We start from the raw sequence: 23,683 nt of genomic DNA, 5'->3' as shown, positions 1-23,683 counted from the left end.
GCGAAAGGTCAACAGACCCTCGCTAAGCGCGAACATTCAATTGGGGTGTCGCCCAGTTCACTGTTTTCCGGTTTGCGCTCGTGCTAGCATCGAACCTTGATTTCGACTTAAGGTACAAACATGTCATCAGATCGTTACGGAACCAGCGCAAGTTACAAGCGCCAAGAAGCGGGTTACAGAGAAAAAGCGCTAAAGCTCTATCCTTGGGTATGCGGAAGCTGTGCAAGAGAATTTGTTTACTCAAATCTGCGCGAGCTCACCGTTCATCATAAAGATCATGACCACACTAACAACCCAGAAGATGGCAGCAACTGGGAGCTATTGTGCCTTTATTGTCACGATCATGAGCACAGTAAATACCTAGAACATGAACGCTATGGCAGTGAAGTAAAACCGGGTGAAGATGACCACCAAGGAGCGACGTACAATCCATTTGCGGATTTAGCCAACATGCTCAAAAAGTGATGATTGAGCAACCAACGTCAGTCTTGTGAGGTTGGTGCTCAACATTGTCACTATAGAAGACTCAAACAAACCTCTTCGACTTCCTTTCGTGCTAGCGTTTTGCCAACCCTTTACTGTGCAAGTAAGGCAGAATATGAGGGCGAGACTCGCCCGCTAATTTTCCTGTGACTTCCTGTGACCAAGTACTTTGCTTCTGATTGCTAGAGCGATTCGCATAGTAGTCTTGCATAGTTTGGTCATAGGTTTTAATCGCCTCTAAATCGAGCGCTTGATATTGGTTTTCGTGCAAAATAACTTCGCTGGGTAGCCGCGGTTTTACCTCGGGTTTTTGGTCAGGGTGCCCTAAGCACATACCAAACAGAATCGCGGTATTGCTAGGTAAACCGAGCAGTTCATCCACATGCGCCGCATTGTTTCTTAGACCGCCAATATACACCCCGCCTAGTCCCATCGATTCTGCGGCCAGTAAGCAGTTTTGCGCCATGATGCCTGAATCCACCGCACCAATAAGCGTCAACTCGGTGAAATCTACCTGCACATCCGGTCTGATGGCCGTGTGGCGTTGATAGTCAATACAAAACACCAAGAACTCTGCCGCGCTTTCAACATACGCTTGGTTACCCGCGTATTGTGCCAGTTGTTTGCGTTTTTCTTTGTCGGTAACGCGGATGATCGACACAACCTGCAATAAGCTCGAAGAAGAGGCAGCTAAGCCCGCTTGAATGATGGTTTGTAACTGCTCACTTTCAATTGGATCTTGAGTGAACTTTCGAATGGAGCAATGGCTGAGAATGGTTTCAATGGTACTGTTCATGATGGCATGACGTCCTTGTTTTTGTTATTCGATAGGGTTACGAATTCACCATAACGGTATTTGCTAAACGGGTAAATCGAAAACCATTATCAATGGTAATTTGCTGCGGGTGAATCCGTGACCATCATGTTGAGAAACCGCTCAATCTCTAGTTCTCTTGTCAGTGAACCGTGTTAATCTCGCCTAACAAACTAATAACCATATAAAGACTCAACCATGAATACCGCTTTGCTGGGAATGTTTATTCCAACCTTCTTTTTTGTTTCGATTACGCCGGGGATGTGTATGACGTTGGCGCTGACACTTGGCATGAGTGTGGGCTACAAACGCACCTTATGGATGATGGCCGGAGAGCTTGTCGGTGTGGGGCTGGTGGCAGTGGCGGCGGTACTCGGAATCGCCGCAGTGATGCTCAACTACCCTTGGTTGTTTGTCGCATTGAAGTTGATTGGCGGAGGATACCTGTTCTACTTGGGTGTTCAAATGTGGCGCTCGCGCGGCAAACTGGCGATTAACGTTGAACAACAAGACTCGGCGCCGCAAAGCGATTGGGACTTGGTCGTACAAGGGTTTGTTACTGCGATTGCCAACCCGAAAGGATGGGCATTTATGATCTCGCTGTTGCCGCCTTTTATCGACCAAAATGCGGCTCTTACGCCTCAGTTGATTGTCTTGGTGTCGATCATATTGTTGTTCGAATTTATCTGCATGACACTTTACGCCACAGGCGGAAAAGGCTTAAAGCGTCTTCTTGGTCAATCTCAGAACGTGCGTTTAATGAACCGGATTGCTGGCACATTAATGATGGGCGTCGGTGTCTGGCTACTCGCCAGTTGATCCATCAATCGAATCCAAGTGTTGGACAATAAAATCGATAAATGCGCGAATGTGAGGTTTCGGGTAGTGAGATGGCTTGTACAGCGCGTAGATTTCATCGCTGCGTTTCTCTCCATAAGAGACCTGCCATTCGGGCAAAATATTCGTCAACGTTCCCTGCTTTAGGTAGGGAGCGACCATCCAATCTGACAGCAGCAACACGCCGCTACCATGCAGTGCGCCTTGCAATATGGGCGAGCCACCTCTTGAGCTAAAATTACCCGTTACTTGAACTTTGTGTCGCTCGTTTTCTCGGCTGAAATACCAATGACACTTCTGCCGCTGCTGGCTAATCAATAAACAATTGTGTCCACTCAGATCGTTTGGCTCAGTGATGGCTGGGTGCGTTTTTAGGTACTGAGGTGATGCGACTAATACGGTGCGGTTAGTGAGGAGTTTTCGTGCCTTTAATCGACTGTCTTTAGGCGTACCAATGCGAATGGCTAAATCGATGTTGTCACTATTTAAGTCGACCACATGGTTATCGAGTTCAAGCTCGATTTGAACTTTTGGATATTGGGCAAGAAACCTTGGGATCAAAGGTGCTAGGAAGACATTACCAAAGCTCTCAAATGCTGAAATACGAAGTAATCCTTGGGGCTGGCTAGGTGATTGCTTCATTTGATTGACCAATGCATCCGCTTCTTCCACCAGAGATAAGGCTTGATGATGAAAATAACGCCCTTCGTCAGTGAGAACCAGTTGGCGGGTGCTGCGTTTAAACAGAGTCGTTTGCAGCTTTGCCTCTAGGTTGTCTATGTTTCGTGCCACCGAAGAAGGCGCCATGCTCAGTGCATTCGCCGCTTGAGAAAAGCTCCCCGATTCGACCACCTGATTGAACACTCTAATCAACTCAAACATGCCATGTCTCACCTTTGCGTTTTATGCAAAATTAAACTGCGTTTGGTTGGTATTCTGCAGATATTTGGATTGATGCACAATGAATTTGACTTCACAGAAATGAAAAGGAACGAAGATGAATTCACGAATTAATATTGCCAGTGTTGAACCTAAAGCGCTCAAAGCCATGTTGGAAGTGGAAGGCTACTTGGAGGGTGCGGAGTTACCTACGTCATTAAAGAAACTGATTAAGGTTCGCGCATCGATGATCAACCAATGTGCTTACTGTATCGAGATGCATGTGGCAGAAGCGGACAATGTTGGCGTGTCTACGCAGAAATTGTTCGCGTTAGCCGCATGGAGAGAGTCCCCATTGTTTAATCCGCAAGAGCGCGCAGTGCTTGCCTTAACCGATGAAATGACGCAGATCGCGCAACACGGCGTTTCTGAGCCAGTGTATGACGCAGCTCTGGCGGAATTGGGAGAACCGCTTCTTGCTCAGGCGATGATGCAAGTCATCATGATCAACGCGTGGAATCGATTTGCAGTGGCGACTCAAATGACGCATGGCTGAGGATTAGCAGTGAGGACCCAGCCCACAATCCAAATCGTGGGCTGTTTTAGGGAGCAATTTCCCCTTTGAGTTGCTCAAGAAAGCCTTTCATATAATCAGTGCGTCTTTTCGCTTCTTGTTTTGCCGCCGGTGTGTTCATCATGGCTTCAAGTTTAAACAGCTTGTTATAGAAGTGGTCCACCGTGTAGCGTTTGTCATCCAATTCGCGCTGGTGACAAAATGGCTCATCAACGTGATAAAGGCTAGAGCCAAAGCTAGCACTCACTTGCAAACATCGGGCTATTCCGACTGCGCCCAACGCATCCAATCGGTCCGCATCTTGAACGATCTGGGCTTCTAACGTGGTTGGCGTGATGTTAGCGCTATAACTGTGGGCGCAAATGGCGTGGTGAATCTCCCCTAGACATTGTTCCGGATAGCCAATGCGGTTTAAGAACTGCGTCGCTTTGTCCGCTGCCATAAGAGAGCTTTTGGCGCGATCAGGGTGGTTTTTGGGGAAGGTATAACAGTCATGCAAATAGGCAGCAGGAAGGACAATGTCAATTTTTCCGCCTTCCTGCGCGCACAATTCGCGAGCGGTTGTGACGACTCTAGCGACATGGCTAAGGTCATGTGCAGGGTCTTGGACCATCTCTTGGCGAATAAATGCCAAAAGCTGAGGTTCGAAGTGTTCGATTGTCACCATCTTATTGTTCCATAAACGATTATGCAGAGATGGTATCACGACAACTTGTGGCAAGCTGTGTACAAGGTCCTAAAGTGGTGGCGAAGAGGATGGGGAAGTGGCCAGTAATCGAAGTTCGCCTCTTTAGCTCACCAAGGCTTTACTCTATAATTGCCGCGCTTTTATTTGGGTTACCCCTATTACCTTGGACAAATTATGATTTCAAAAAACCAACTTAAATTACTTCGAGCTCTTGGCCAAAAGAAACAGCGTAAAGCGCTTGGCCTGTTTTTGGTGCAAGGAGAAAAGAACGTACTTGAGTTGGCTAATAGCTCGTTAACGGTTAAGCAGATTTTTGCCACGCAAGAGTTTCTGGCCGAGAATCGCAGTGAACTGAGCGGCTTTGAGTGCATTGAAGCGTCGCTTGATGACTTAACTAAAGCGAGCACGCTGGTTAGCAACAATGCGGCCATCGCTGTGGTTGAAATTCCAAGTGTTGAAACACCAAAAGCGCAAGGCTTGATGATTGCCCTAGATGGCGTGTCTGACCCGGGCAACTTAGGTACGATTATTCGTGTTGCTGATTGGTATGGCATCAAGCACATTGTGGCGAGCACTGATTGTGCTGACCCATACAACCCAAAAACCATCAGCGCGACAATGGGTAGCTTTGGCCGTGTGACAGTAAGCCAGCTAGATTTACCAAGCTATTTAGAACAATCTAATCTGCCGGTTTATGGTGCATTCCTAGAAGGTGAAAGCGTGCATAAAACCGAGTTTGCTGCCGAAGGCATTTTGTTGATGGGCAGTGAGTCTCACGGCATTCGTGAGCAAGCGGCTAAGTTCGTGACCGACAAAATTACCATTCCGGCATTTGGTGGCGCAGAGTCACTGAATGTCGCGATGGCCACAGGCATTATTTTGGATAACTTGCGCCGTCAGCACAGTTAAGACAAATCAAGATGTTAAAAAAGCGCAGTGATGACCAGTCACTGCGCTTTTTTTGTGCCTACGGAATTTCAATGCTTCTCGACTGCCTGATGACGGTTTCTTACCGTGTGAGAGCGTTATACAGAATGCCACTCAAGCTACTTTTCCCATGTGATATGATTTGCACATAAATTGTTAGATAGCGCCGTGCTGTATCGCGACCTAGTCGAAAAAGGTTAGACCGGTTCAGTTAAGCTAATAATTATGCTTTAAGGTAGTTTTCAGAGTAGTCAAGATAATGAAAATAAATATGCATACATCTCATCCTTCAGCTTTTATTAGTTCAACATTTGTTGATTTGAAGTCTGATAGAGCTGAAGTTGCAAGAGCACTTACTGATAGAGGGTTGAATGTCAATGCTTTGGATATTCAACCGGCATCTAGCCAAACATCTAAGGATGAAATCTTAACTGGCATACGCGAAAGTGATTTTGTAGTTCTCATTATTGGCGACAGATACGGGTCAATTTTGCCGAGGATGACGGGGAGCTTGACGTTAAGTATTACGTTTTGGGAATACGAGAATGCCTTGAAAATGGGCAAGCCTGTGATTGCTTATTTCAAATCTGGCATTAGCTCTGACCCTATATATCATGATGATAAAAGTGACAAAGAGTATGCTAAGAAAAGAAAGCTATTTGAACACTTTAAAAATGTCGTGTCGAGTCGTCACAATCCCGCGTATTACTCATCTCCAGAAGAGTTAGCCTATAAGCTAGATAAATCTCTGATTGCTATCTACCGCTCAGGCTTAAAAAAGCTAACCTCTGATAAATTAGAGTTAAATTCAAAAATTAAAAAACTGGAGAATGAACTTACTACGTTGAAACCTCAAACGAACTTGAGGCGGTCTGTCGAAGCTGCAGAATCTCAGCCAAACTTACTTTCGTTGGGACTGGCTAGCCTTAAAGAGTCAACAAGTAATACTAACTCTCTAACAGGTCTTGCATCTTTGATGGGTAAAAATAAAGTATGACAAACGGTTTTAGATTAATGCCCATCACATGGACTTTTTTCTACGCGTTGGTATGAATGATTAATATGCATTGTCTTTAGAATTATGTTGTTAAGACCTTAACAGGGGTATGCCACCCCCAAACACAACTAAATTAATGAGGCTAGGTTTGAAGTGTAAATTTTACGCAGTGATAGTAAGTATCGCACTTTATATTACAGGATGTACGATAGTTGACAGCTCCTCAATTGTGATTGGAGAGACTCGTCAGCCAACGACAATAGAAGACGTTCGCTTATACAGAGCTGCCCCAGATAGTTATGAGGAAATTGCAATGGTTAGTGCCAGCGCTGGGCATGACTTTAAGGGGGATGGCGAACTTGTTGATGAAGCATTGTCTCGACTCAAACTCGAGGCATCTAAAGTTGGGGCAAATGGTATCCTCCTCACCGAAATTAGGGAACGTAGTGGTACGGTGACAACTTACAGTGTCATCAATCTTAACGCTAACTCTAGCAGTTTGGGCTTCGCTAGTTCTGGTGACCGACATACTAGAGTTAAAGGGCTTGCTATTTTCGTATCCAATTAGTTTGGCAGAAATTGTGCGAAAGCATTTAAGAATGATTCACAGCGTGTGGATTTTTACCATGCGTTAAGTTTTAGGGAGAAGTTAAGTGGTAGAAAGGATGACTTACGAGGGGTTACCTCAAATTGCAGGGCCTTACGTTCATGCGGCAAAGCATAACAAAACACTTTATGTCTCTGGGCTTACAGCTTATGGAACGGGTGCTCAAGCGTCTGGTTTAATAGAGCAGACCCAAGAGATTCTCGGACAACTCTCAGAAATCCTTAAGGTAGAAGAACGCTCAAAAAGTGATTTAATCAAACTCACTATTTTCGTTCGCGACATGTCTATGTTAGGTAGCATCCGAGAGCTTCTATTTGATTTCTATGACGGTCACTTGCCAGCATGTTCTCTGGTAGAGGTTTCTAAACTTATTCATCCGGATTTGCAGATAGAAATCGAGGCCATAGTCGGCCTGTGAGCGGATTGAAGTGGGACGACACGCATCATAGCAAGTGTATAACCACTAAAACGAAAAGAGGACTGACAATCACTGTCAGCCCTCTTTGTGTTTCTCGTTATGTGCAGAATGGTGCTCGTTACTTCTCAAGCATACCTAACTTATCAGGCACGCCATTCCATTTTTCTGCTTCATCCATTGCTGGTTTGACTTCGGTTTGTACTGGCCAAAGCTCCGCTAACTCTGCATTGAGTTCTATGTAGATTTTTTGGTCCTCTGGCACTTCATCTTCTTGGAAGATCGCGTGCGCGTCACACTCGTCAACACAAAGACCGCAATCAATACACTCGATTGGATTAATGACCATAAAGTTTGGCCCTTCATGGAATGCATCTGCCGGACATACAGCGACACAGTCAGTGTATTTACATTGGATACAGTTATCGGTTACGACAAACGCCATGATGGGTCTCTTATCTTTAGTCAAAATTAAGGAATGGGATAATACTCATCCCCTGCCAAAATTCAATATGTTTGATTTAGTATGACAGACAAATCAATTTCTCGTAAAATGCGCGCCATTGTGAGCTGACCGCCTCTCAAGCGGTTTTGGCTAAGACACCTATCTATACGAGACATCTACATGATACGTTTAAACGAAATCAAACTTCCTCTTGATCATGAGGAAGAGGCGCTGACCGCTGCCATCACCAAGAAACTTGGTATCTCTGAAGACCAAGTCATCTCTTACAATGTTTTCCGTCGTGGTTACGATGCTCGTAAGAAAGCCAATATTCTCCTTATCTACACGCTAGACGTGATCGTTGAAAACGAAGCGGCATTGTTAGAGCAGTTCGTGAGCGACCCGCACGTGAAAGAAACGCCAGACATGGAGTACAAGTTCGTCGCCAAAGCGCCTGAAAATCTCACAGAGCGTCCAGTGGTTATTGGCTTTGGTCCATGTGGTTTGTTTGCTGCGCTGATTCTTGCCCAAGCTGGCTTTAAACCTATTGTGGTTGAGCGTGGTAAAGAGGTGCGCGAGCGTACGAAAGATACCTTCGGCTTCTGGCGTAAGCGCACACTGAACACGGAATCAAATGTTCAGTTTGGTGAAGGTGGTGCAGGTACGTTCTCCGACGGTAAACTTTACAGCCAAGTCAAAGATCCAAACTTCTACGGTCGCAAAGTGATCACTGAGTTTGTTGAAGCAGGCGCACCAGAAGAAATTCTCTACGTAAGTAAGCCGCACATCGGTACGTTCAAGCTGGTGACGATGATCGAGAAAATGCGCGCGAAAATCATCGAACTGGGTGGTGAAATCCGTTTTAGCACTCGCGTCGATGATATCCATATGGATGGCGATCAAATCACTGGTTTAACGCTGTCTAACGGCGAAGAGATCAAATCTCGTTACGTGGTGCTTGCGGTTGGCCACAGTGCGCGTGATACGTTTGAAATGCTCCACGATCGCGGCGTGTACATGGAAGCAAAACCTTTCTCGGTTGGCTTCCGTATCGAACATAAACAGGCGATGATCGATGAAGCGCGTTTCGGACCAAATGCGGGTAACCCAATCTTAGGCGCGGCAGACTACAAATTGGTTCACCACTGTAAGAATGGTCGCACGGTTTACAGCTTCTGTATGTGCCCAGGTGGTACGGTCGTGGCGGCAACGTCTGAAGAAAATCGCGTGGTAACAAACGGCATGAGCCAATACTCTCGCTCAGAGCGTAACGCCAACGCGGCTATCGTGGTTGGTATCGACCCAGAGCGTGACTACCCAGAGCATCCACTCGCAGGTATCGAGTTGCAGCGTAAACTTGAGTCAGGTGCCTACGTACTGGGCGGCGAAACGTACGATGCGCCAGCGCAGAAAGTGGGTGACTTCCTGAAAGGTCGCGATCCAAGTGAGCTCGGTGATGTGCAACCGTCTTTCACGCCGGGTATCCACCTAACGGACATCTCGAAAGCGCTACCGGATTTCGCAATCGAAGCGATTCGTGAAGCGATTCCTGCGTTCGATAAAAAGATCAAAGGCTTTGCGAGTGCAGATGCTCTGTTAACGGGTGTTGAGACTCGTACGTCTTCTCCTGTGTGCATCAAGCGTGGTAAAGACTTTCAGAGTGTTAACCTAAAAGGCTTCTACCCTGCAGGTGAAGGTGCAGGCTACGCTGGTGGTATTTTGTCTGCGGGTATCGATGGCATCAAGGTGGCGGAAGCGCTGTCTAAAGCAATGGTCGAAGACGCGGCGAACGCATAAAACGAATAGTGTTGAAGAAAGGCTGCTAAGGAAACTTAGCAGCCTTTTGTTATTTTTATTAGAACGATTTATGTGAGTTGTTAGCAGACGACCCCTTGATTAGCCTGCCATTGAGACGCCAAGCGAGAGCACAACGCTATTAAGGACGACAAAGAAAGCCACCAGAGGCGCAATAAATTTGAGCCAAGTAATGTAAGGAATTCGAGCAATCGCCAAACCGCCCATCAATACTCCATAGGTCGGGGTGATAAACAGAATCGTACCAATACCGCTCATAAACGCAGTCACGACAAGCTCTCGGCCTGTGTTGGCAAAATCACTCAGTGGCGCCAAGATTGGCATGCTCATGACGGCAAGACCAGACGTTGATGGGACAATAAAAGACAGCATCATTTCAATTACGTAAACGGTATTGATAAAGAGTACCGAACTTTTACCTGCAACCAGACCTTCTGCATAGTGAAGAATGGTATCGGTGATGTTGCCCGCTTCCATGACCACAACGATACCGCGAGCCACGCCAACAATCAGCGCGACGCCAATCAAATCGGCAGCCCCAGCAACGAAAGCGTTGATCAGCTTTTCTTCGCCTAAACGGCCCACAATACCACACAGAATACCCATAAAGATAAACAGGGTCGCCATCTCTGCCATCCACCAACCGAGTGCGGAGACGCCATAAATCATGATGGCAAAGGTGAGAATGAATAGAACCAATACCCCCTTCTGCGAACCTGTGAGTTCTGGTAACTGCGCGCTTGGATCTTTGTCACCAAGAAAGTGCTTTTCGTTTTCTTTGCGCAGGTTAGCAAGCAAAGAAAGCTCTGGGTTGTTTTGAACTTTCTTTGCATAACGCATCACGTAAGCGATTGAAACGACTAAAGCAATGGCGAGAATGGCGAATCTGAGCTCAATGCCACTAATGAAATCGACGCTCGCTGCGTTAGAGGCAATCACAGTGCCAAACGGGTTAATGGTTGAGCCTAATGTTCCGACCCCTGTACCCACGAAGATAACGGCGACGGCGACCATAGGATCAAAGCGAGCGGTCATGAAAATCGGAATCAACAAACCGTAAAACGCGAGAGATTCTTCTGCCATGCCATATGAGGTTCCACCTAATGCAAACAGCACCATCAAGATGGGAATCATGTAAATCTCTCTGCCCTTTAAACGCACCATAATCCGCGCGATACCCGTGTCGATCGCGCCTGTTTGTGTCACGATGCCAAGAAAACCGCCCACCATAAGCACAAACAGGCTCACATCGATTGCGCCAATCAGCCCAGATGCAGGGTCATAGAAACCAGAAATCGGTGCCATTAGCGTGTCAAAGAAACCTTGTGGAGATGACTCAATCACATGATAGGAGCCGGGAACCGGGACTTCTCTGCCTAAGTTCTCGTTCATCTCTCGGGTATATTTTCCTGCGGGCAACAAGTAAGTGAGGGTGGCGAAAAAGGCGATCAACAGAAAAAGAATGGTAAAGGTGTTGGGAAATTTCTTTATTTTGAACATAGTGTGTCCTTAACGAGCGTTTGTACTCGCACTGCTCAATGAAGTTCTAGAGAAAACGTTTGGTGATGTATTCGGAAGTCATGCACTGCAATACGCCGCCGTATGAGAGCTCAAACTCAATGAGGCTGCCCACGTGGTAAGGCATATCGCTGTCGTTGATGTCGAGAATAAGGTGATCGCTACTGCCGCCAATCACAATGATGTTCCTATCTTTTGGGGTCATTTGGCTGATATCGATATCTTGCTTGCCGATGGCACAAATCGCGCGTTTGCGAAGACCGCGATCGGTGAAGGTAGGTTTGTGGCCAAAAGCATCTAGTGCGGTTGATTCGGCAGGTACGGAAGGTTTTACTTTGATTTCGACAATCTCAGCCGTTAAATCAAAGGTGTCTTGGCGGGTGTTGGGCACAGGGTCGTCATTTAATCCGATGCCCATAAGCACAGAAGCGCCAAGTCTTAGCTGGTTGATGCCTTTGGGGAGTTCACCGCGTAGCATTAAAGGTAGCCCAGCAGAGCTTGCCCCTGAGAGGTAACTCAACGTGATGTTGTGTTCTGTTTCGATCTGCTGCGCCAGTGCAATCAACTGGGTTTGGTTGTCTATTGAAGGTTCAACACCACCGTAGCAGGCGAGGTTAGTGCCAAGGCCAACTAATTGAAGCCCTTCAAGTTTCATAACTTCTCGCGCCAGCTGTAAAGTTTCCTCTTGGTAGAACGAACCTTCACGAAGGTCTCCCATGTCATGCATGATAATGACTTGATGGAGCTTGTGCTGTTTGACCGCTTCGACCGCCAGTGCTTGAAGAGTTTCTAGCTCTGAGTTGAGAGAGATATCCGCGTATTGCACTACTTCTCTTGCTTGGCTAATGGCTGGAATTCTCAGCAGCATGGTTTCACCATCAAGGTGACGAAGTTTTTTCAGGTTTTGAATTCTAGAGTCGGCGAGAATGCCAATGCCTCCGGCGAGGATCGCTTCTCCCACTTCCGGATAGGCACAGGCGAGTTTGGTGACGCCTGCGGGTTTAACACCAAAGCGCTCGCACGCGCTAACCAGATTGTGTGCATTGTGGGTGATCGTATCCAAATGAATATTAATGCATGGGTAATGGTCCATATAAATACCTATGTTGAATTGTGATATTTATATGCATTTGGCGCTTTTTGATGGGTAAGATAAATAACGGGTTATTTATAGATACTTTGCCAGTTTTCGATGTTAGATATTATGCGCATATTTGTTGGCAAAGCCGATGGATGTGCTTTGCCATCAAATATACGCAATGGCTGATGAGGCTTAGCTGTTGGCGATGTTTGTTGAGTTCAAAACAGGGCTTTCGGCACGCGGGTTGTGTTTTAATGAATGAACAGCAGCAATTTTATTCATCAACTCCGTGGCCGCGAGAGAGCGTTCCTGTGAGTCCAACGTTGTCAGGTGAAACGATGCGAGATACTCCAACGATGGCGCGTTGATCTTGACCATTTTTCCCCGTAGTTCCCATATTTCGGCATAGTGATCGGGTAAGTAGCCGACAAAAGTACCAGAGAGAATCAAATGCGCGGTGGCTTCCATGTTGGTGCTACTGGCAAGATGGGATAGGTTTTTTGTGTCACTGAACGGCGTAATCTTGTGCGGCAAGCCGCGATCGACGATAGGAAATCGAATCAAGTCTTGGGTCGTGATTTCATGCTTTAGGTTCAAGATAGGGTGATCGGGCGTACAATATAGGCACTGTTTCTCGTTGAACAACAGGTGGTAGTTGAGTCCATCTTTTTGCACTTCCGACGAAGTGACACCCAAGTCAATTTCTCCTTCAAGCAGTTTCATTTCTATCTTGTAGGAATCCCAAATATCAGTGTCGAGGGTGACTTTCGGGTGATCGTGACAAAAACTGCCAATCGCATGCTGAATGCGACATTTTGGGTTGGTGGCAAGGTTGTCGGTAAGCGCCAATTTAACGTGCCCATGAGAAATCTTGCGAATGTCATCAAGCTGATTCTCAAAGCAATGAATATTGTCGAACAGTTGCTTGCTAAGTTGGTACACCTTCAAACCATCGGGCGTGAGCCGAAATCCTCGACGTCCTCGATGGCACAGCGTCATCCCCAAGCGGGTCTCCAAATCATTCATTCTGGTACTGATTGTAGACTGATGCATGTTGAGTTTGAATTGCGCTGCGGAAAAGCCGCCGGAGTCGGCGATGGTAAGAAATAGGTGGAGCAGCTTTAAGTCAAAGTCATTTATTTTACGCATATCGCCTCAGATCTTGCTAGGAACTCTTTGCTGGGATGGTAAAAGAAAACCGAACGATGATCTGAGAGATGCCGCACTGACTGGACTTTAACATTATGAATAAAAAGATATTTTTATTTAGGCTAGTCTCCGTTTAGACCAACCTGAGCCTTACTTTAGTTTGCGCGGTGTCGTTTTGCGCTGACGCTTGTGTTATTCAAAGCTCCAAGAGAATCCAACCCCGTAACTTCCATAAGCATCACTATGATAGTAAGTCTTCATATTGCTATCGCCCAAATCATACTCCGTCACGTAACAATCTGTGCTGCCATGGACTGCTGACATGCCACTGCCACTGAATGGTCGGCTGGTGGAACCATAGCAGTCGTGTCCAGCAAATCCTTGTTGGCCGGGTAGGCTAGATGGACTGTCGAGCTTACTCATCGAGTCGATCAGGTAGTTATTGGCCTCGATGCTTTTTAACAACGCATCATCTGCCATTGCAGAGCAAGAGAACAAAATCATTAAGGTGCTCAAGGCGGAGTGTTTTAGTGACATAGGGACCTCAAATAATCAATGGTTGAGCTAAATTTGATTTATAAGGTAAATGTTAGTGTCGATTAAATCAATAAAAAATTATCGTAAAACGATAAGTTTTTATTGTTTATTTATGGTTTGGCCACTAATATACACATGAATTATTTGTTATGAGGCTTACTATGTCGCACCAATCCATTAGTACTTTTAGTCGTAAGTTGCTTATTTTGTTTTGGTTTTCTTTCTTTTTCGTCGCTGCACTTGATACCACTTTATGGTTTAGCGCCACCATGTTTAATGCGCAATGGTTTACCGCTGGCTTCCCTGTTGAGGTGGAGTTACCCTTGTCGGTCACTCGCTCATTGGTCGGGTATATCCCGAGTATGTTCTCTGCATTTTTGACAATGGCGATGCTGTGGCAGTTGATCGTGTTGTTCAGACTCTACGAGCAAGGCCAGATTTTTGAGCAGAAAAATGCCTGCTGTTACAAGAAACTGAGTTACTTATTGATCGCAACTCCTTTTATTGGTGCGTTGAGTGACCTACTGCTTAGCCTCGCTTTATCGTACAATGGTGAGTCTTGGTACTTTTCGGTACAAGTCGATGACGTGGACATCACAATGATGGTAATCGGTTTTATTGTCCGTGTTATCGCGGTGGTAATGGAAAGAGCAGCAGAACTTCAACAAGAAAGTGAGCTGACGATTTAACGGAACAAATATGGCGATTGTAATCAATCTTGACGTAATGTTAGCCAAACGGAAAATGCGCTCAAATGAGTTAGCAAAACGGGTGGGCATTACCGAGCAAAACTTGTCGATACTGAAAAACGGGCGTGCGAAAGCGGTAAAGCTGGCGACGCTGGAAGCTATCTGCAAGCATCTCGATTGCCAACCCGGGGATATTTTGGAATATGTGCCAAGCACTGAAGAGATAGAATCTCTCTAATTGGTGATGATTCCATTGATAACACAAGGCCAGAGTCAGACTCTGGCCTTGTGTTTTTTGGGCTATACCATTTGGTGTTAAAGCTGCTCCATAATCTGCGAGATCTCTTGCTGCCACTGCTTTTGCATCGCTGGTTTTTGATGCTTAGGTTTTCGCCCTAGATCCGCTTCCAGCAAGGTTTCCAGTTCCAACAGCCTTTCCAGCATTTGCTCTTCGGATTGCTCATCGGCGCTTGTTTCGGCTTCAACTGCCACAGCATCGTTTGCATGATGCGACATGGCAGATTTTGGAGAAGTCTCGGTTATGCGTTGGTACACCTCTTCCGCAGACAGGTACTCGGTCAGTAAACCATTTTCAATAAACCAGAATCGATTACAGCTCTGCTCTATCAGGCTTCGGTCGTGACTCACCAACAGGGCGGCACCTTCGAAGCTTTGCAAAGTTTCAATCAGCTCTTCTTTGCCTTCCATATCCAAATGGTTGGTCGGTTCATCTAAAAACAGCATGTGATACCGAGCGAGGGTTAAGCCCACAAACAGCAGCCTTGCTCGCTCTCCACCACTTAGACTGACGACTTTCTGTTCGTGTCTTGCGTACTCGAACCCTGCACCAATTAGCGAACGTTTTGCCTGTTCACTGCTGATGCCGGCAAACGACTGCAACGCATCTGTGATGGAGTGAGCATCGTCGAGTTGCTTTAGGGATTGATCGTAGTAACCCAAGCGGCAGCGGTCGTGGAAAGTTACACTCTCATGTTGGTTGCCTAGGTCGGTTTGGATGGTTTCATACTGACGATAAAGCAGATTCAACAAAGTCGATTTACCGCAACCATTACTGCCTAAAACGGCAATTCGGTCGCCACTTTTGACGCGCATTTCTGCCATATCAAACAAATGATAATCACTGTTGGGTGGCGTTACCGAGAAAGGCAAAACCTCTAACAGTCGATTGGCTGGCATTGATTCACCTTGAAGTTGTAGCGCCCACGGTGTGCCTTCTGTCAGTTCGGTTTGTTCTTCCTCTAAACGTTCTTTGCGCGCAAACATGGTCTTGGCTTTTCGAGCAAGATCTTCGTTATCGTAGACTTTGCCCCAAGTGGCTAAACGCTTGGCGCTTTTTTCGATTCGGTCGATCTCTTTCTGCTCGCTGGCATGGCGAAGTTGATCGGTTTCATCTTTCTCTTTCAATGTTTGTCTTGCTTGAGAACAAGGCAGAGAGAAATGATGCAGAGCGCGATCTCGCATGACCCAAGTGGTGTTGGTGACGCGATCGAGTAAGGTTTGATCGTGAGATACCAACACGAATGAGCCTTTCCAGCTTGAGAGGAATTGCTCTAACCAAAGGAGCGATGGCAAGTCCAAGTGGTTGCTTGGTTCATCCAGAAGCAGTAAGTCAGGTTGATGGATAATCGCACGCGCAAGCAGCAGTCGCATTTGCTGACCACCGCTGCAATTCTCAACCGGCATTTGTCGCTCTGTGGTCGAAAAGCCTAGTTCATCCAATAAGAGTTCGGCGCGCCAAATCTCATCATCGGATAAGGATTCCGCTAACGCGTCCAATACGGAATGTGTGCTTAAAGATTCAGGTAAATGCTGTTCAACATAACGCATCAAACATGAACTGGCTCTGGCAACCGTGCCTTGGCTTGGTTCAAATTGACCGCTAAGCAGTTTGAGTAGGGAGCTTTTACCACAGCCGTTATGACCGATAAGACCAATTTTGTCGCCACGATGAATCGTAAACGTTAGATCTTTGAAGATGGGTGTTGCTGTGTGAGAGAGGGTTAGTGATTGTGCAGTTAAAAAAGTACTCATAATGTTCTCAAGAATTCTGGGCGTAAGACGCCATTGTCATAGCTGACAATAATTCTTCGAGCTTGAGGGATAGTACTCGGGACGTGTTTTCGTCGAAAGGTAATTATTCGCTCAAGTCGAGATTATCGCAGCGCGAAATCTGAAACTCTTGAGCGGTCCTTCATGCCATAAAAACGTGGGTTGATTGAACACCACAAAGACATAAATTCCTCCTTAATTTCGTTGCAAGTGTTGCCACTTTTGGTGATTCGATGGGGCAGAGTCTAGCGGCAGATGAACCAATGTGCAGCTTAAAGACTAAATTTTGCCTGCCGGTTCATATTAATCAGAGAATAAGTGCTCATTATGTATAAAAAAGCACCGACGTTGCGGTGCTTTTGAAACATAGTCAGCGATAAGCGATTAAATCGCTTTCACCCCCATATTAAACAGGGTAAAGCTGTACATATCGGCATAAAGGTCGATCACCTTACTGGTCGGGGTGCCCGCGCCATGGCCTGCGTCGGTTTCGATTCGAATCAACCTAGGTTGCTGACCAAACTGCTTAGATTGCAACTCCGCGGCAAACTTATACGAGTGGGCTGGTACAACGCGGTCATCGTGATCTCCGGTGGTAATCATTGTTGCAGGGTATTCAACTCCCGCTTTCACGTTGTGCACAGGCGAGTAGTTTTTCAAATACTCGAACATCTCTTTGTTTTGATCGGCGGTGCCGTAGTCATACGCCCAGCCAGCACCTGCGGTAAACGTATGGTAGCGAAGCATATCCAGTACCCCGACCGCTGGTAGAGCCACTTTGAACAGCTCTGGACGCTGCGTCATTGCGGCGCCAACGAGGAGTCCGCCATTGGAACCACCGTGAATGGCGAGTTTGTCTGACGAGGTGTAGCCTTCATCAATCAGGTACTCTGCTGCGGCAATGAAATCATCAAATACGTTTTGCTTTTGTAGTTGTGTGCCTGCATTGTGCCACGCTTTGCCATACTCGCCGCCGCCACGAAGGTTGGCTACCGCGTAGATGCCGCCAAGCTCTAACCACGCTGCGCGGCTTGGGCTAAAGCCAGGGGTTAAGCTGACGTTAAAGCCGCCGTAGCCATACAGAATGGTTGGCGCTGTGCCATTGAGTTTGATGCCTTTTTTGTAGGTCAAAATCATCGGTACTTTGGTGCCATCTTTCGAGGTGTAGAAGACTTGCTTAGACTCAAACAGATCGGAGTCGAATGGCGCCGCTGACTCATGATAAACGCTGCTCTCGCCCGTTTTGATGTTCAGCTTGTAGGTTGTGCCCGGCATCTTGTAGTTGGTAAAGGTGTAGTAAAGCTCGCTTTCGTGCTCTTTAGCGCCAAAGCCGTGAGCGCTACCGATGTCAGGCAGAGCAATATCGCGAATGAATTTGCCATCCATGTCGTATTGTTTGACTTGTGAAGTCGCATCTACCATGTATTGCGCAAACAAATTGCCACCTGCGGTAGAGACGTTGAGCACGTGCTTGGTTTCTGCGATCACGTCTTGCCACTGCTCAGGTTGCGGCTTGGCAAGATTGAACTTCGCAACACGCATATTTGGTGCGTCGAGGTTGGTCTCGACGTATAGGGTGTCACCTTGCGAGTCGATGATCCAAGTGTCTGAATCGGTATGGTCCAACACAGTAACGAGCTCGCTGTCTGGCTTGGTTAAGTCTTTCACGTAGAGTTTGTTGCCCGACGTCGATTCCATCGCGCCTATCACCAAGTAGCGACCATCTTCTGTGGTGTATCCTGCCACGTAGCGATGTTTCTCTTGCTCTGTGCCACCGAATACAAGCGTATCTTCACTTTGCTTGGTGCCCAGTTTGTGGAAGTAGAGCTTGTGTTGGTCTGTTTTTGCCGATAGCTCACTGCCTTCAGGTTTATCGTAACTTGAGTAGTAAAAACCTTCGTTGTTGAGCCAGCTAATGCCGCTGAACTTGACATCAACCAAGGTTTCACCAATCTGTTGTTTGGTTTCTGTGTCGAGCACAATCACTTTGCGCCAGTCACTGCCACCCTCAGATATGCTGTACGCGAACAGAGAGCCGTCTTTAGAAAAACTTGTTCCACCCAGCGAGGTTGTGCCTTCTTCGCTAAACGTATTTGGGTCAAGGAAGACTTCAGGCTCGCCGTCACCAAGCTGGCGATACAGAACATCTTGATTCTGAAGACCATCATTTTTGTAGAAGTAGGTGTATTTCCCTTCTTTGAAAGGGCTGCCCACTTTTTCATAGTCCATCAACTGGGTAAGGCGTTTCTCGATTTGGTCGCGAAACGGAATTTGGCCGAGATAGTCGTTGGTGACTTTGTTCTGAGCTTCAACCCAGCCTGCGGTCTCTGCGCTGCGGTCGTCTTCCAACCAACGGTAAGGATCTTTGACGGGAGTGCCAAAGTATTCGTCCACCACGTCCACTGTTTTGGTGTTCGGATATTGTATTGTCATCTGCTGTACCTGTTGTTGTTCGGTTTGATTTGCAAGTGCGGTTGGTATGCTTCCGCCAAGTAAGACGGAGGTCGCCAGAGCTAAGGCCTTTAAATGCATAGCCTTTCCTTTTGCTGATGGATTTTATAAATAGGAATGAGACTCTACTACATTTCACTGCTTAGAGGCGAATTGTATGGTGAAGTTCTCTGGACTCTGTGAAAAAAGCCGAAAAAACAACGAGAACATTGACCGATTAGGTATCGAAATGTATCGACCTCCTGTTTTGCAGAGAATTGAGTAAGCAACGCAATGAGTAGGTGCTTACTCGCTTACATCATACGTCTTATTTGGCTTGCTGCATTTCCACCAAGCCACCCGCGTTGTGAAGGTTGGTAAAGCCTTGTGATTGAAGATAACGGAAGGCTTGACCAGAGCGATTGCCACTGCGGCAATACAGCACGAGCTGGGTATCTTTGTCGATGTTGGCAAAGTGTTTGTCCAGCTCTGACAACGGGTAGTTCTTGGCGTTATCTAAGTGGCCAGCGGCAAATTCCTGAGGTGTGCGGACATCAACAATCACTGCGCCTTGTTCAATCCACTCCCAACCGATATCAGCCCGCTCTGATGCCACCACCGTTGGCGCAACACAACTCAAGCTCAAACAAGTCAATACAATAGCAATTTGGTTTTTCATTCTTCTTAGTACCCTTTTTGCAACGGTCTGACACTGATTATACGTGCTGTTAGGTTGGGGCGATGAGGGGAGGATCTAACTCTGCTGCTTCAATATCCGTTGTTACTGAAATTTCGATTATTAACTTTAATTACAACGATAAATATTTTTTATCAAAATTGACCCTTGAACTTGTTTTTCGTGACCCTATTTATTTTACCGAAAGCGAGTTGACCCATTCGCAAATCAATCAATTGTCTAACCCTGTCTTTTATTTTTGGTACTAAGTAGGAGGCACTTCAATATGAAAATTCGTCCTTTAAATGACAAGCTGCTTGTTGAACGACAAGAAGTGGAAAACAAATCTGAAGGGGGGATTGTTCTCACTTCCCAATCTGTCAAAAAGTCCAACCGAGGCAAAGTCATTGCCGCGGGCCTAGGTAAACGTCTTGAAAATGGTGATCGTGCCGCGATGGAAGTTAAGGTTGGCGACGACATCATCTTTAATGACGGATACGGTGTGAAAACCGAAAAGATAGATGGGACCGAATATTTAATTCTGTCGGAATCTGATGTGTTAGCTATCGTCGAGTAATGGTTTTTGGTCGTTTTAAGGAGATAAATCATGGCTGCTAAAGAAGTCTTATTTGCGAATGACGCACGTCAAAAGATGCTTACAGGGGTTAACCTGCTTGCCGATGCCGTAAAGGTGACGCTTGGGCCGAAAGGTCGCAATGTGGTGCTGGATAAATCGTTCGGCTCGCCGACCATCACCAAAGATGGTGTTTCGGTTGCTAAAGAGATCGAGCTAAAAGATAAGTTTGAAAACATGGGTGCGCAGATGGTCAAGCAGGTGGCATCCAAAGCGAACGATGAAGCAGGCGATGGCACCACAACGGCCACGGTATTGGCGCAAGCATTTATTAACGAAGGGCTTAAAGCGGTCGCATCGGGCATGAATCCGATGGATCTAAAACGCGGTATCGATAAAGCAACCGAAGCGGCAGTAAGCAAGCTGCGGGATATGTCGAAGCCATGCAGTGATAAAGAATCGATCACGCAAGTGGGCAGTATTTCCGCCAACAGCGATCGAGCGATTGGTGAAATCATTGCTGAGGCAATGGAAAAGGTGGGGCGTAATGGCGTTATCACCGTTGAAGAAGGCCAAGGCCTGGATAATGAACTGTCCGTGGTCGAAGGTATGCAGTTTGACCGTGGCTATCTATCGCCATACTTTATTACCAACCAAGATAACGGCACTGTCGAGCTCGACAATCCTTACATCCTGTTGGTGGATAAAAAAGTCAGTAATATTCGTGAACTGCTCCCTGTGTTGGAAGCGGTGGCTCAGGCATCTCGCTCACTATTAATCATCGCGGAAGATATTGAAGGCGAAGCGCTTGCGACATTGGTTGTGAACAACATGCGTGGCATCGTCCGTGCGAGTGCGGTGAAGGCGCCTGGCTTTGGTGATAACCGTAAAGCGATGATGGAAGATATTGCTGTCCTTACTGCGGGCACGGTGATTTCTGAAGACCTCGGCCTAGAGCTTGAGAAAACAACGCTTGAACAACTGGGTTCAGCGAAGAAAGTGACCATCACAAAAGACGCGACCACGATTGTGGGCGGCGCTGCAGAGGCGAGCACCATTGCTGACAGAGTCGCATCGATTGAGAAGCAAATCGAAGCAACCACCTCTCAATACGACAAAGACAAGTTGCAACAGCGCATTGCGAAACTGTCTGGTGGCGTTGCGGTGATCAAGATTGGTGCTGCGACCGAAGTTGAGATGAAAGAGAAGAAAGATCGTGTTGATGATGCGCTTCATGCGACCAGAGCGGCGGTTGAAGAGGGCATTGTTGCTGGCGGCGGTGTGGCTCTGACCAAAATCGCGAAAGAGCTTTCTGATCTACGCGGTGACAACGACGATCAAAATATGGGGATTCGTGTGGCGATTCGTGCCATGGAAGAGCCATTGCGTCAGATTGCCATCAACGCAGGTGATGAAGCGTCTGTGGTTGCCAATGCGGTTAAAGCGGGTGATGCCGAATACGGCTACAACGCTGCGACTGGTGAATATGGCAATATGATTGACATGGGCATCCTTGACCCAGCCAAAGTGACGCGTTCAGCATTGCAATTCGCCGCATCGGTTGCAGGTCTAATGATCACCACTGAGGCAATGGTGTCGGATTTGGTGGAAGACAAAGAACACGATAAGTAATGGTCTTACTTAAATAATATTAAGTCTTTGAGCCTACAGTTAGCGGGCTTGTAAACCCGCTAACTTACCGTGTTGAGGTGAGTGTTATGGTCCGTTTACCCGCGTTTTCGTTCTCAATATCAGGTCGTGGTGAAGCGTCATCTGATTGGCCGGCTTCACTGAATTTCCCTCTCGTTCCATCCGGGCAGGAGTTCTCGATTATGGGATCCTTGCCACGTAAGCCGACCGTGATGATTTTCACGATTGATCTGTCACAGGTATTGCGACAAAGCGCGCCGTCTCGGGTCATTCACTAGTTTGAGCAGCCAACCAATGTTGGCTGCTTTTTTAGTTCTCATAATCAGTGGCGCTCTAGCTTCATCAACATCTCATCTATGTACTATAACTATAAGATTCCTAGATGGTTTTCGGTAAGAGGTTGCGATGAGTTTGGCGATTCAAGATCAGATCCCCAACAACCACTGCTACGGCTGCGGCACTTTGAACGAGCAGGGCTTGCAAATCAAAAGTTATTGGCAATCTGACAGCGAAGCAAACTGCAGTTTTACTCCCTCTCATCATCATTGTGCTGGCCCCACCCACTTTCTAAACGGTGGGATCATTTCCACCATTATTGACTGTCATTGTGTGTGTATGGCGATCGCGAAAGGTTACGAGTTGCAGGGACAAAAGGTCGGCGTTGGTGCCCCGGTTTGGTATGCGACAGGCAGCCTTGAGGTTTCTTTCTTAAAACCCGTTTCTATTCATCATCCCGTTCAGCTCATGGCTCGCGTTTTAGAAGCCTCAGATAAGAAGATCACCATAGAATGCGAACTCTACTCGCAATCGCAAGTCTGTTGCCGAGCTAATGTGGTGGCGGTGCGAGTTCCGAATTCGTGGTTTGAGTCTTCTTTAGATACTAAGTAATCAGATTTGAACCATTTGCGGAATAGGTTTAAATTTCGCCGACATATGGGTTGAAATCACAACACATGTCTTACCCTATCAAGCCAATCGGGTATGTGGTTGCGATACCAAGTGATGTATTTTTCTTTATCGGAGTTGTCGCGGCTGACTAGAATGTTGACAACTTCAATGATGATCCAACACTTCGCGATGACAAGGTGTCTTTCAAGCTCTTGTTTCGTCAACAACGTGCTGTATTGAGTATATTGCCGAATGATCTCTCTATAATCTTCTAAGGTCCCAAGGCAAGCAACTAAGGGAGCGAGATCGATAGCAGGGCTTCCCTTCCCGAATCGTTCCCAATCGAACAACACAAGGTCACCGTTGGCTCTTGTCCCCCAGTTCCCGTCATTGGTATCACCAGATATTAGGTTTGGCTGCTGAAATAAGCATGACGACAGCTGTTGTATCTCGATAACTTTCGACGCGTGGTACTCCGGAAGGCGCAATACATTGAGAGCGTCTTCCGTTGCTTTTGTTGTCCATTGGTGCGTTTTAACAGAGAACGGGGGCGAATAGTTTGAGTGATGAAGGCTCGCCAGTTGAGAGAACAGCTCCCTAGGCTTTGAGCGTAGAGCAGTTAAGGATATTGGGTTGGGCACCCGCTCAATATAGAGATCTTTCTCATCAAGTTTAACTAGAGTTGGAATGTTTACGCCAGTCAGATGTGGAGCGGCGGTTTGATAAAGATTGATTTCTACTTCAGAAGCGCCACGTTTTCGGATGCACTCGACGCCGTCAATCATCTCAATAGAGACTCTGGCTGCACCCATTCGAGATAAATCTTGATTGCTCATAGGTATCCTTACTGTTGCGTTGGATATCGCTCTTTGTCGTATTGAGTGACAAGCGAATATAACAGATTTTTTTAACGTAAGCGGGTGCTTATTTTTCAATAGGT

The 23,683-nt window shown here is 46.7% G+C and carries 26 protein-coding genes; 14 read left to right on the top strand and 12 right to left on the bottom strand.

The annotated features are described in order from the left end of the window. Positions 1-120 precede the first annotated feature (120 nt). Entirely contained in the window at positions 121-465 is a 345-nt protein-coding gene (locus RJ47_RS03930) for a YajD family HNH nuclease (protein WP_038188024.1), read from the top strand. Between the two features lie 91 nt (positions 466-556). Here the strand turns inward: RJ47_RS03930 and nfsA are convergent, their stop codons facing one another. Continuing rightward, positions 557-1,279, bottom strand: a complete 723-nt coding sequence (gene nfsA, locus RJ47_RS03925; RefSeq protein ID WP_038188026.1) for an oxygen-insensitive NADPH nitroreductase — start codon at positions 1,277-1,279, stop codon at positions 557-559. A 216-nt stretch (positions 1,280-1,495) separates the two neighbouring features. On the opposite strand from nfsA, the gene RJ47_RS03920 reads away from it, so the two are divergent. Beyond that, positions 1,496-2,116, top strand: a complete 621-nt coding sequence (locus tag RJ47_RS03920) for a LysE family translocator (protein ID WP_038135482.1) — start codon at positions 1,496-1,498, stop codon at positions 2,114-2,116. Here RJ47_RS03920 and RJ47_RS03915 read toward each other — a convergent pair. Continuing rightward, entirely contained in the window at positions 2,102-3,016 is a 915-nt protein-coding gene (locus RJ47_RS03915) for a LysR family transcriptional regulator (RefSeq protein WP_039481584.1), read from the bottom strand. The genes RJ47_RS03920 and RJ47_RS03915 overlap by 15 nt on opposite strands. A 115-nt stretch (positions 3,017-3,131) precedes the next feature. Between RJ47_RS03915 and RJ47_RS03910 the strand changes: the two genes are divergently transcribed. Beyond that, positions 3,132-3,569: a carboxymuconolactone decarboxylase family protein gene (locus RJ47_RS03910; protein WP_039481582.1), complete on the top strand. Its 438-nt coding sequence runs from the start codon at positions 3,132-3,134 to the stop codon at positions 3,567-3,569. A gap of 46 nt (positions 3,570-3,615) precedes the next feature. Here the strand turns inward: RJ47_RS03910 and RJ47_RS03905 are convergent, their stop codons facing one another. After that, positions 3,616-4,254 (bottom strand): HD domain-containing protein, encoded by a 639-nt coding sequence (locus RJ47_RS03905; protein WP_039481578.1) that lies wholly within the window; start codon positions 4,252-4,254, stop codon positions 3,616-3,618. Positions 4,255-4,449: 195 nt separating this feature from the next. Here RJ47_RS03905 and RJ47_RS03900 point away from each other — a divergent pair, with 195 nt between their 5' ends. The 4 genes from RJ47_RS03900 to RJ47_RS03885 all read left to right on the top strand — a co-directional run bounded on the left by RJ47_RS03900 (position 4,450) and on the right by RJ47_RS03885 (position 7,224). Further along, positions 4,450-5,184: an RNA methyltransferase gene (locus tag RJ47_RS03900; protein ID WP_039481575.1), complete on the top strand. Its 735-nt coding sequence runs from the start codon at positions 4,450-4,452 to the stop codon at positions 5,182-5,184. A gap of 277 nt (positions 5,185-5,461) precedes the next feature. Next, positions 5,462-6,199, top strand: a complete 738-nt coding sequence (locus RJ47_RS03895; RefSeq protein WP_082016322.1) for a DUF4062 domain-containing protein — start codon at positions 5,462-5,464, stop codon at positions 6,197-6,199. 313 nt (positions 6,200-6,512) lie between these two features. Continuing rightward, positions 6,513-6,767: a hypothetical protein gene (locus RJ47_RS21175; protein WP_156137136.1), complete on the top strand. Its 255-nt coding sequence runs from the start codon at positions 6,513-6,515 to the stop codon at positions 6,765-6,767. 85 nt (positions 6,768-6,852) lie between these two features. Further along, positions 6,853-7,224 carry a RidA family protein gene (locus RJ47_RS03885; RefSeq protein WP_039481569.1) on the top strand — a complete coding sequence of 124 codons (372 nt, stop codon included), beginning with the start codon at positions 6,853-6,855 and terminating at the stop codon, positions 7,222-7,224. Positions 7,225-7,342: 118 nt separating this feature from the next. Here RJ47_RS03885 and fdxA read toward each other — a convergent pair whose 3' ends face one another. Further along, a complete protein-coding gene (fdxA, locus tag RJ47_RS03880) occupies positions 7,343-7,666 on the bottom strand; it encodes a ferredoxin FdxA (protein WP_038135464.1) in 324 nt (107 codons plus the stop codon). Positions 7,667-7,846: 180 nt separating this feature from the next. Here fdxA and RJ47_RS03875 point away from each other — a divergent pair, with 180 nt between their 5' ends. Continuing rightward, positions 7,847-9,463, top strand: a complete 1,617-nt coding sequence (locus RJ47_RS03875) for an NAD(P)/FAD-dependent oxidoreductase (RefSeq protein WP_039481566.1) — start codon at positions 7,847-7,849, stop codon at positions 9,461-9,463. Positions 9,464-9,562: 99 nt separating this feature from the next. Here the strand turns inward: RJ47_RS03875 and RJ47_RS03870 are convergent, their stop codons facing one another. From RJ47_RS03870 to RJ47_RS03855, 4 genes are all read right to left on the bottom strand, one after another. Further along, entirely contained in the window at positions 9,563-10,981 is a 1,419-nt protein-coding gene (locus RJ47_RS03870) for a YfcC family protein (RefSeq protein WP_005469217.1), read from the bottom strand. A 46-nt stretch (positions 10,982-11,027) separates the two neighbouring features. Then, complete coding sequence (locus tag RJ47_RS03865) at positions 11,028-12,092, bottom strand: alanine/ornithine racemase family PLP-dependent enzyme (RefSeq protein WP_039481564.1); 1,065 nt, start codon at positions 12,090-12,092, stop codon at positions 11,028-11,030. A gap of 180 nt (positions 12,093-12,272) precedes the next feature. After that, positions 12,273-13,229, bottom strand: coding sequence for a LysR family transcriptional regulator (locus tag RJ47_RS03860; RefSeq protein WP_039481563.1), 957 nt, complete (start codon positions 13,227-13,229; stop codon positions 12,273-12,275). 192 nt (positions 13,230-13,421) lie between these two features. Next, positions 13,422-13,766, bottom strand: a complete 345-nt coding sequence (locus tag RJ47_RS03855; RefSeq protein WP_039481559.1) for a hypothetical protein — start codon at positions 13,764-13,766, stop codon at positions 13,422-13,424. A 161-nt stretch (positions 13,767-13,927) separates the two neighbouring features. On the opposite strand from RJ47_RS03855, the gene RJ47_RS03850 reads away from it, so the two are divergent. Further along, a complete protein-coding gene (locus tag RJ47_RS03850; protein ID WP_039481557.1) occupies positions 13,928-14,455 on the top strand; it encodes a DUF2975 domain-containing protein in 528 nt (175 codons plus the stop codon). Between the two features lie 10 nt (positions 14,456-14,465). Further along, positions 14,466-14,693: a helix-turn-helix domain-containing protein gene (locus tag RJ47_RS03845; protein WP_005469338.1), complete on the top strand. Its 228-nt coding sequence runs from the start codon at positions 14,466-14,468 to the stop codon at positions 14,691-14,693. A gap of 77 nt (positions 14,694-14,770) precedes the next feature. Here RJ47_RS03845 and RJ47_RS03840 read toward each other — a convergent pair whose 3' ends face one another. The 3 genes from RJ47_RS03840 to RJ47_RS03830 form a co-directional block, all read right to left on the bottom strand. Then, the gene (locus tag RJ47_RS03840; protein WP_039481553.1) at positions 14,771-16,507 is read right to left on the bottom strand and encodes an ABC-F family ATP-binding cassette domain-containing protein; all 1,737 of its coding nucleotides are present in this window, start codon (positions 16,505-16,507) and stop codon (positions 14,771-14,773) included. 402 nt (positions 16,508-16,909) lie between these two features. Continuing rightward, positions 16,910-19,057: a prolyl oligopeptidase family serine peptidase gene (locus RJ47_RS03835; RefSeq protein ID WP_039481550.1), complete on the bottom strand. Its 2,148-nt coding sequence runs from the start codon at positions 19,055-19,057 to the stop codon at positions 16,910-16,912. A gap of 226 nt (positions 19,058-19,283) precedes the next feature. Next, positions 19,284-19,634, bottom strand: a complete 351-nt coding sequence (locus RJ47_RS03830; RefSeq protein ID WP_039481547.1) for a rhodanese-like domain-containing protein — start codon at positions 19,632-19,634, stop codon at positions 19,284-19,286. Between the two features lie 283 nt (positions 19,635-19,917). On the opposite strand from RJ47_RS03830, the gene RJ47_RS03825 reads away from it, so the two are divergent. The 4 genes from RJ47_RS03825 (at position 19,918) to RJ47_RS03815 (ending at position 22,743) form a co-directional block, all read left to right on the top strand. After that, positions 19,918-20,208, top strand: a complete 291-nt coding sequence (locus tag RJ47_RS03825) for a co-chaperone GroES (protein ID WP_038212165.1) — start codon at positions 19,918-19,920, stop codon at positions 20,206-20,208. A gap of 30 nt (positions 20,209-20,238) precedes the next feature. Beyond that, on the top strand, positions 20,239-21,837 hold the full coding sequence (gene groL / locus RJ47_RS03820; protein ID WP_039481544.1) for a chaperonin GroEL: 1,599 nt from the start codon (positions 20,239-20,241) through the stop codon (positions 21,835-21,837). A gap of 86 nt (positions 21,838-21,923) precedes the next feature. Further along, positions 21,924-22,133, top strand: a complete 210-nt coding sequence (locus RJ47_RS20760) for a hypothetical protein (protein ID WP_072036312.1) — start codon at positions 21,924-21,926, stop codon at positions 22,131-22,133. Between the two features lie 127 nt (positions 22,134-22,260). After that, on the top strand, positions 22,261-22,743 hold the full coding sequence (locus RJ47_RS03815) for a PaaI family thioesterase (protein ID WP_039481541.1): 483 nt from the start codon (positions 22,261-22,263) through the stop codon (positions 22,741-22,743). A gap of 56 nt (positions 22,744-22,799) precedes the next feature. Here the strand turns inward: RJ47_RS03815 and RJ47_RS03810 are convergent, their stop codons facing one another. Beyond that, positions 22,800-23,579, bottom strand: coding sequence for a phosphotransferase family protein (locus tag RJ47_RS03810; protein ID WP_039481537.1), 780 nt, complete (start codon positions 23,577-23,579; stop codon positions 22,800-22,802). Positions 23,580-23,683 lie beyond the last annotated feature (104 nt).

Origin of the sequence: Vibrio sinaloensis (assembly GCF_000808535.1) — a bacterium.
Classification (GTDB): Bacteria; Pseudomonadota; Gammaproteobacteria; order Enterobacterales; family Vibrionaceae; genus Vibrio; species Vibrio sinaloensis_D.
Note: the sequence above shows the minus strand (reverse complement) of the source record. Positions and strands in the feature narration are given on the sequence as shown.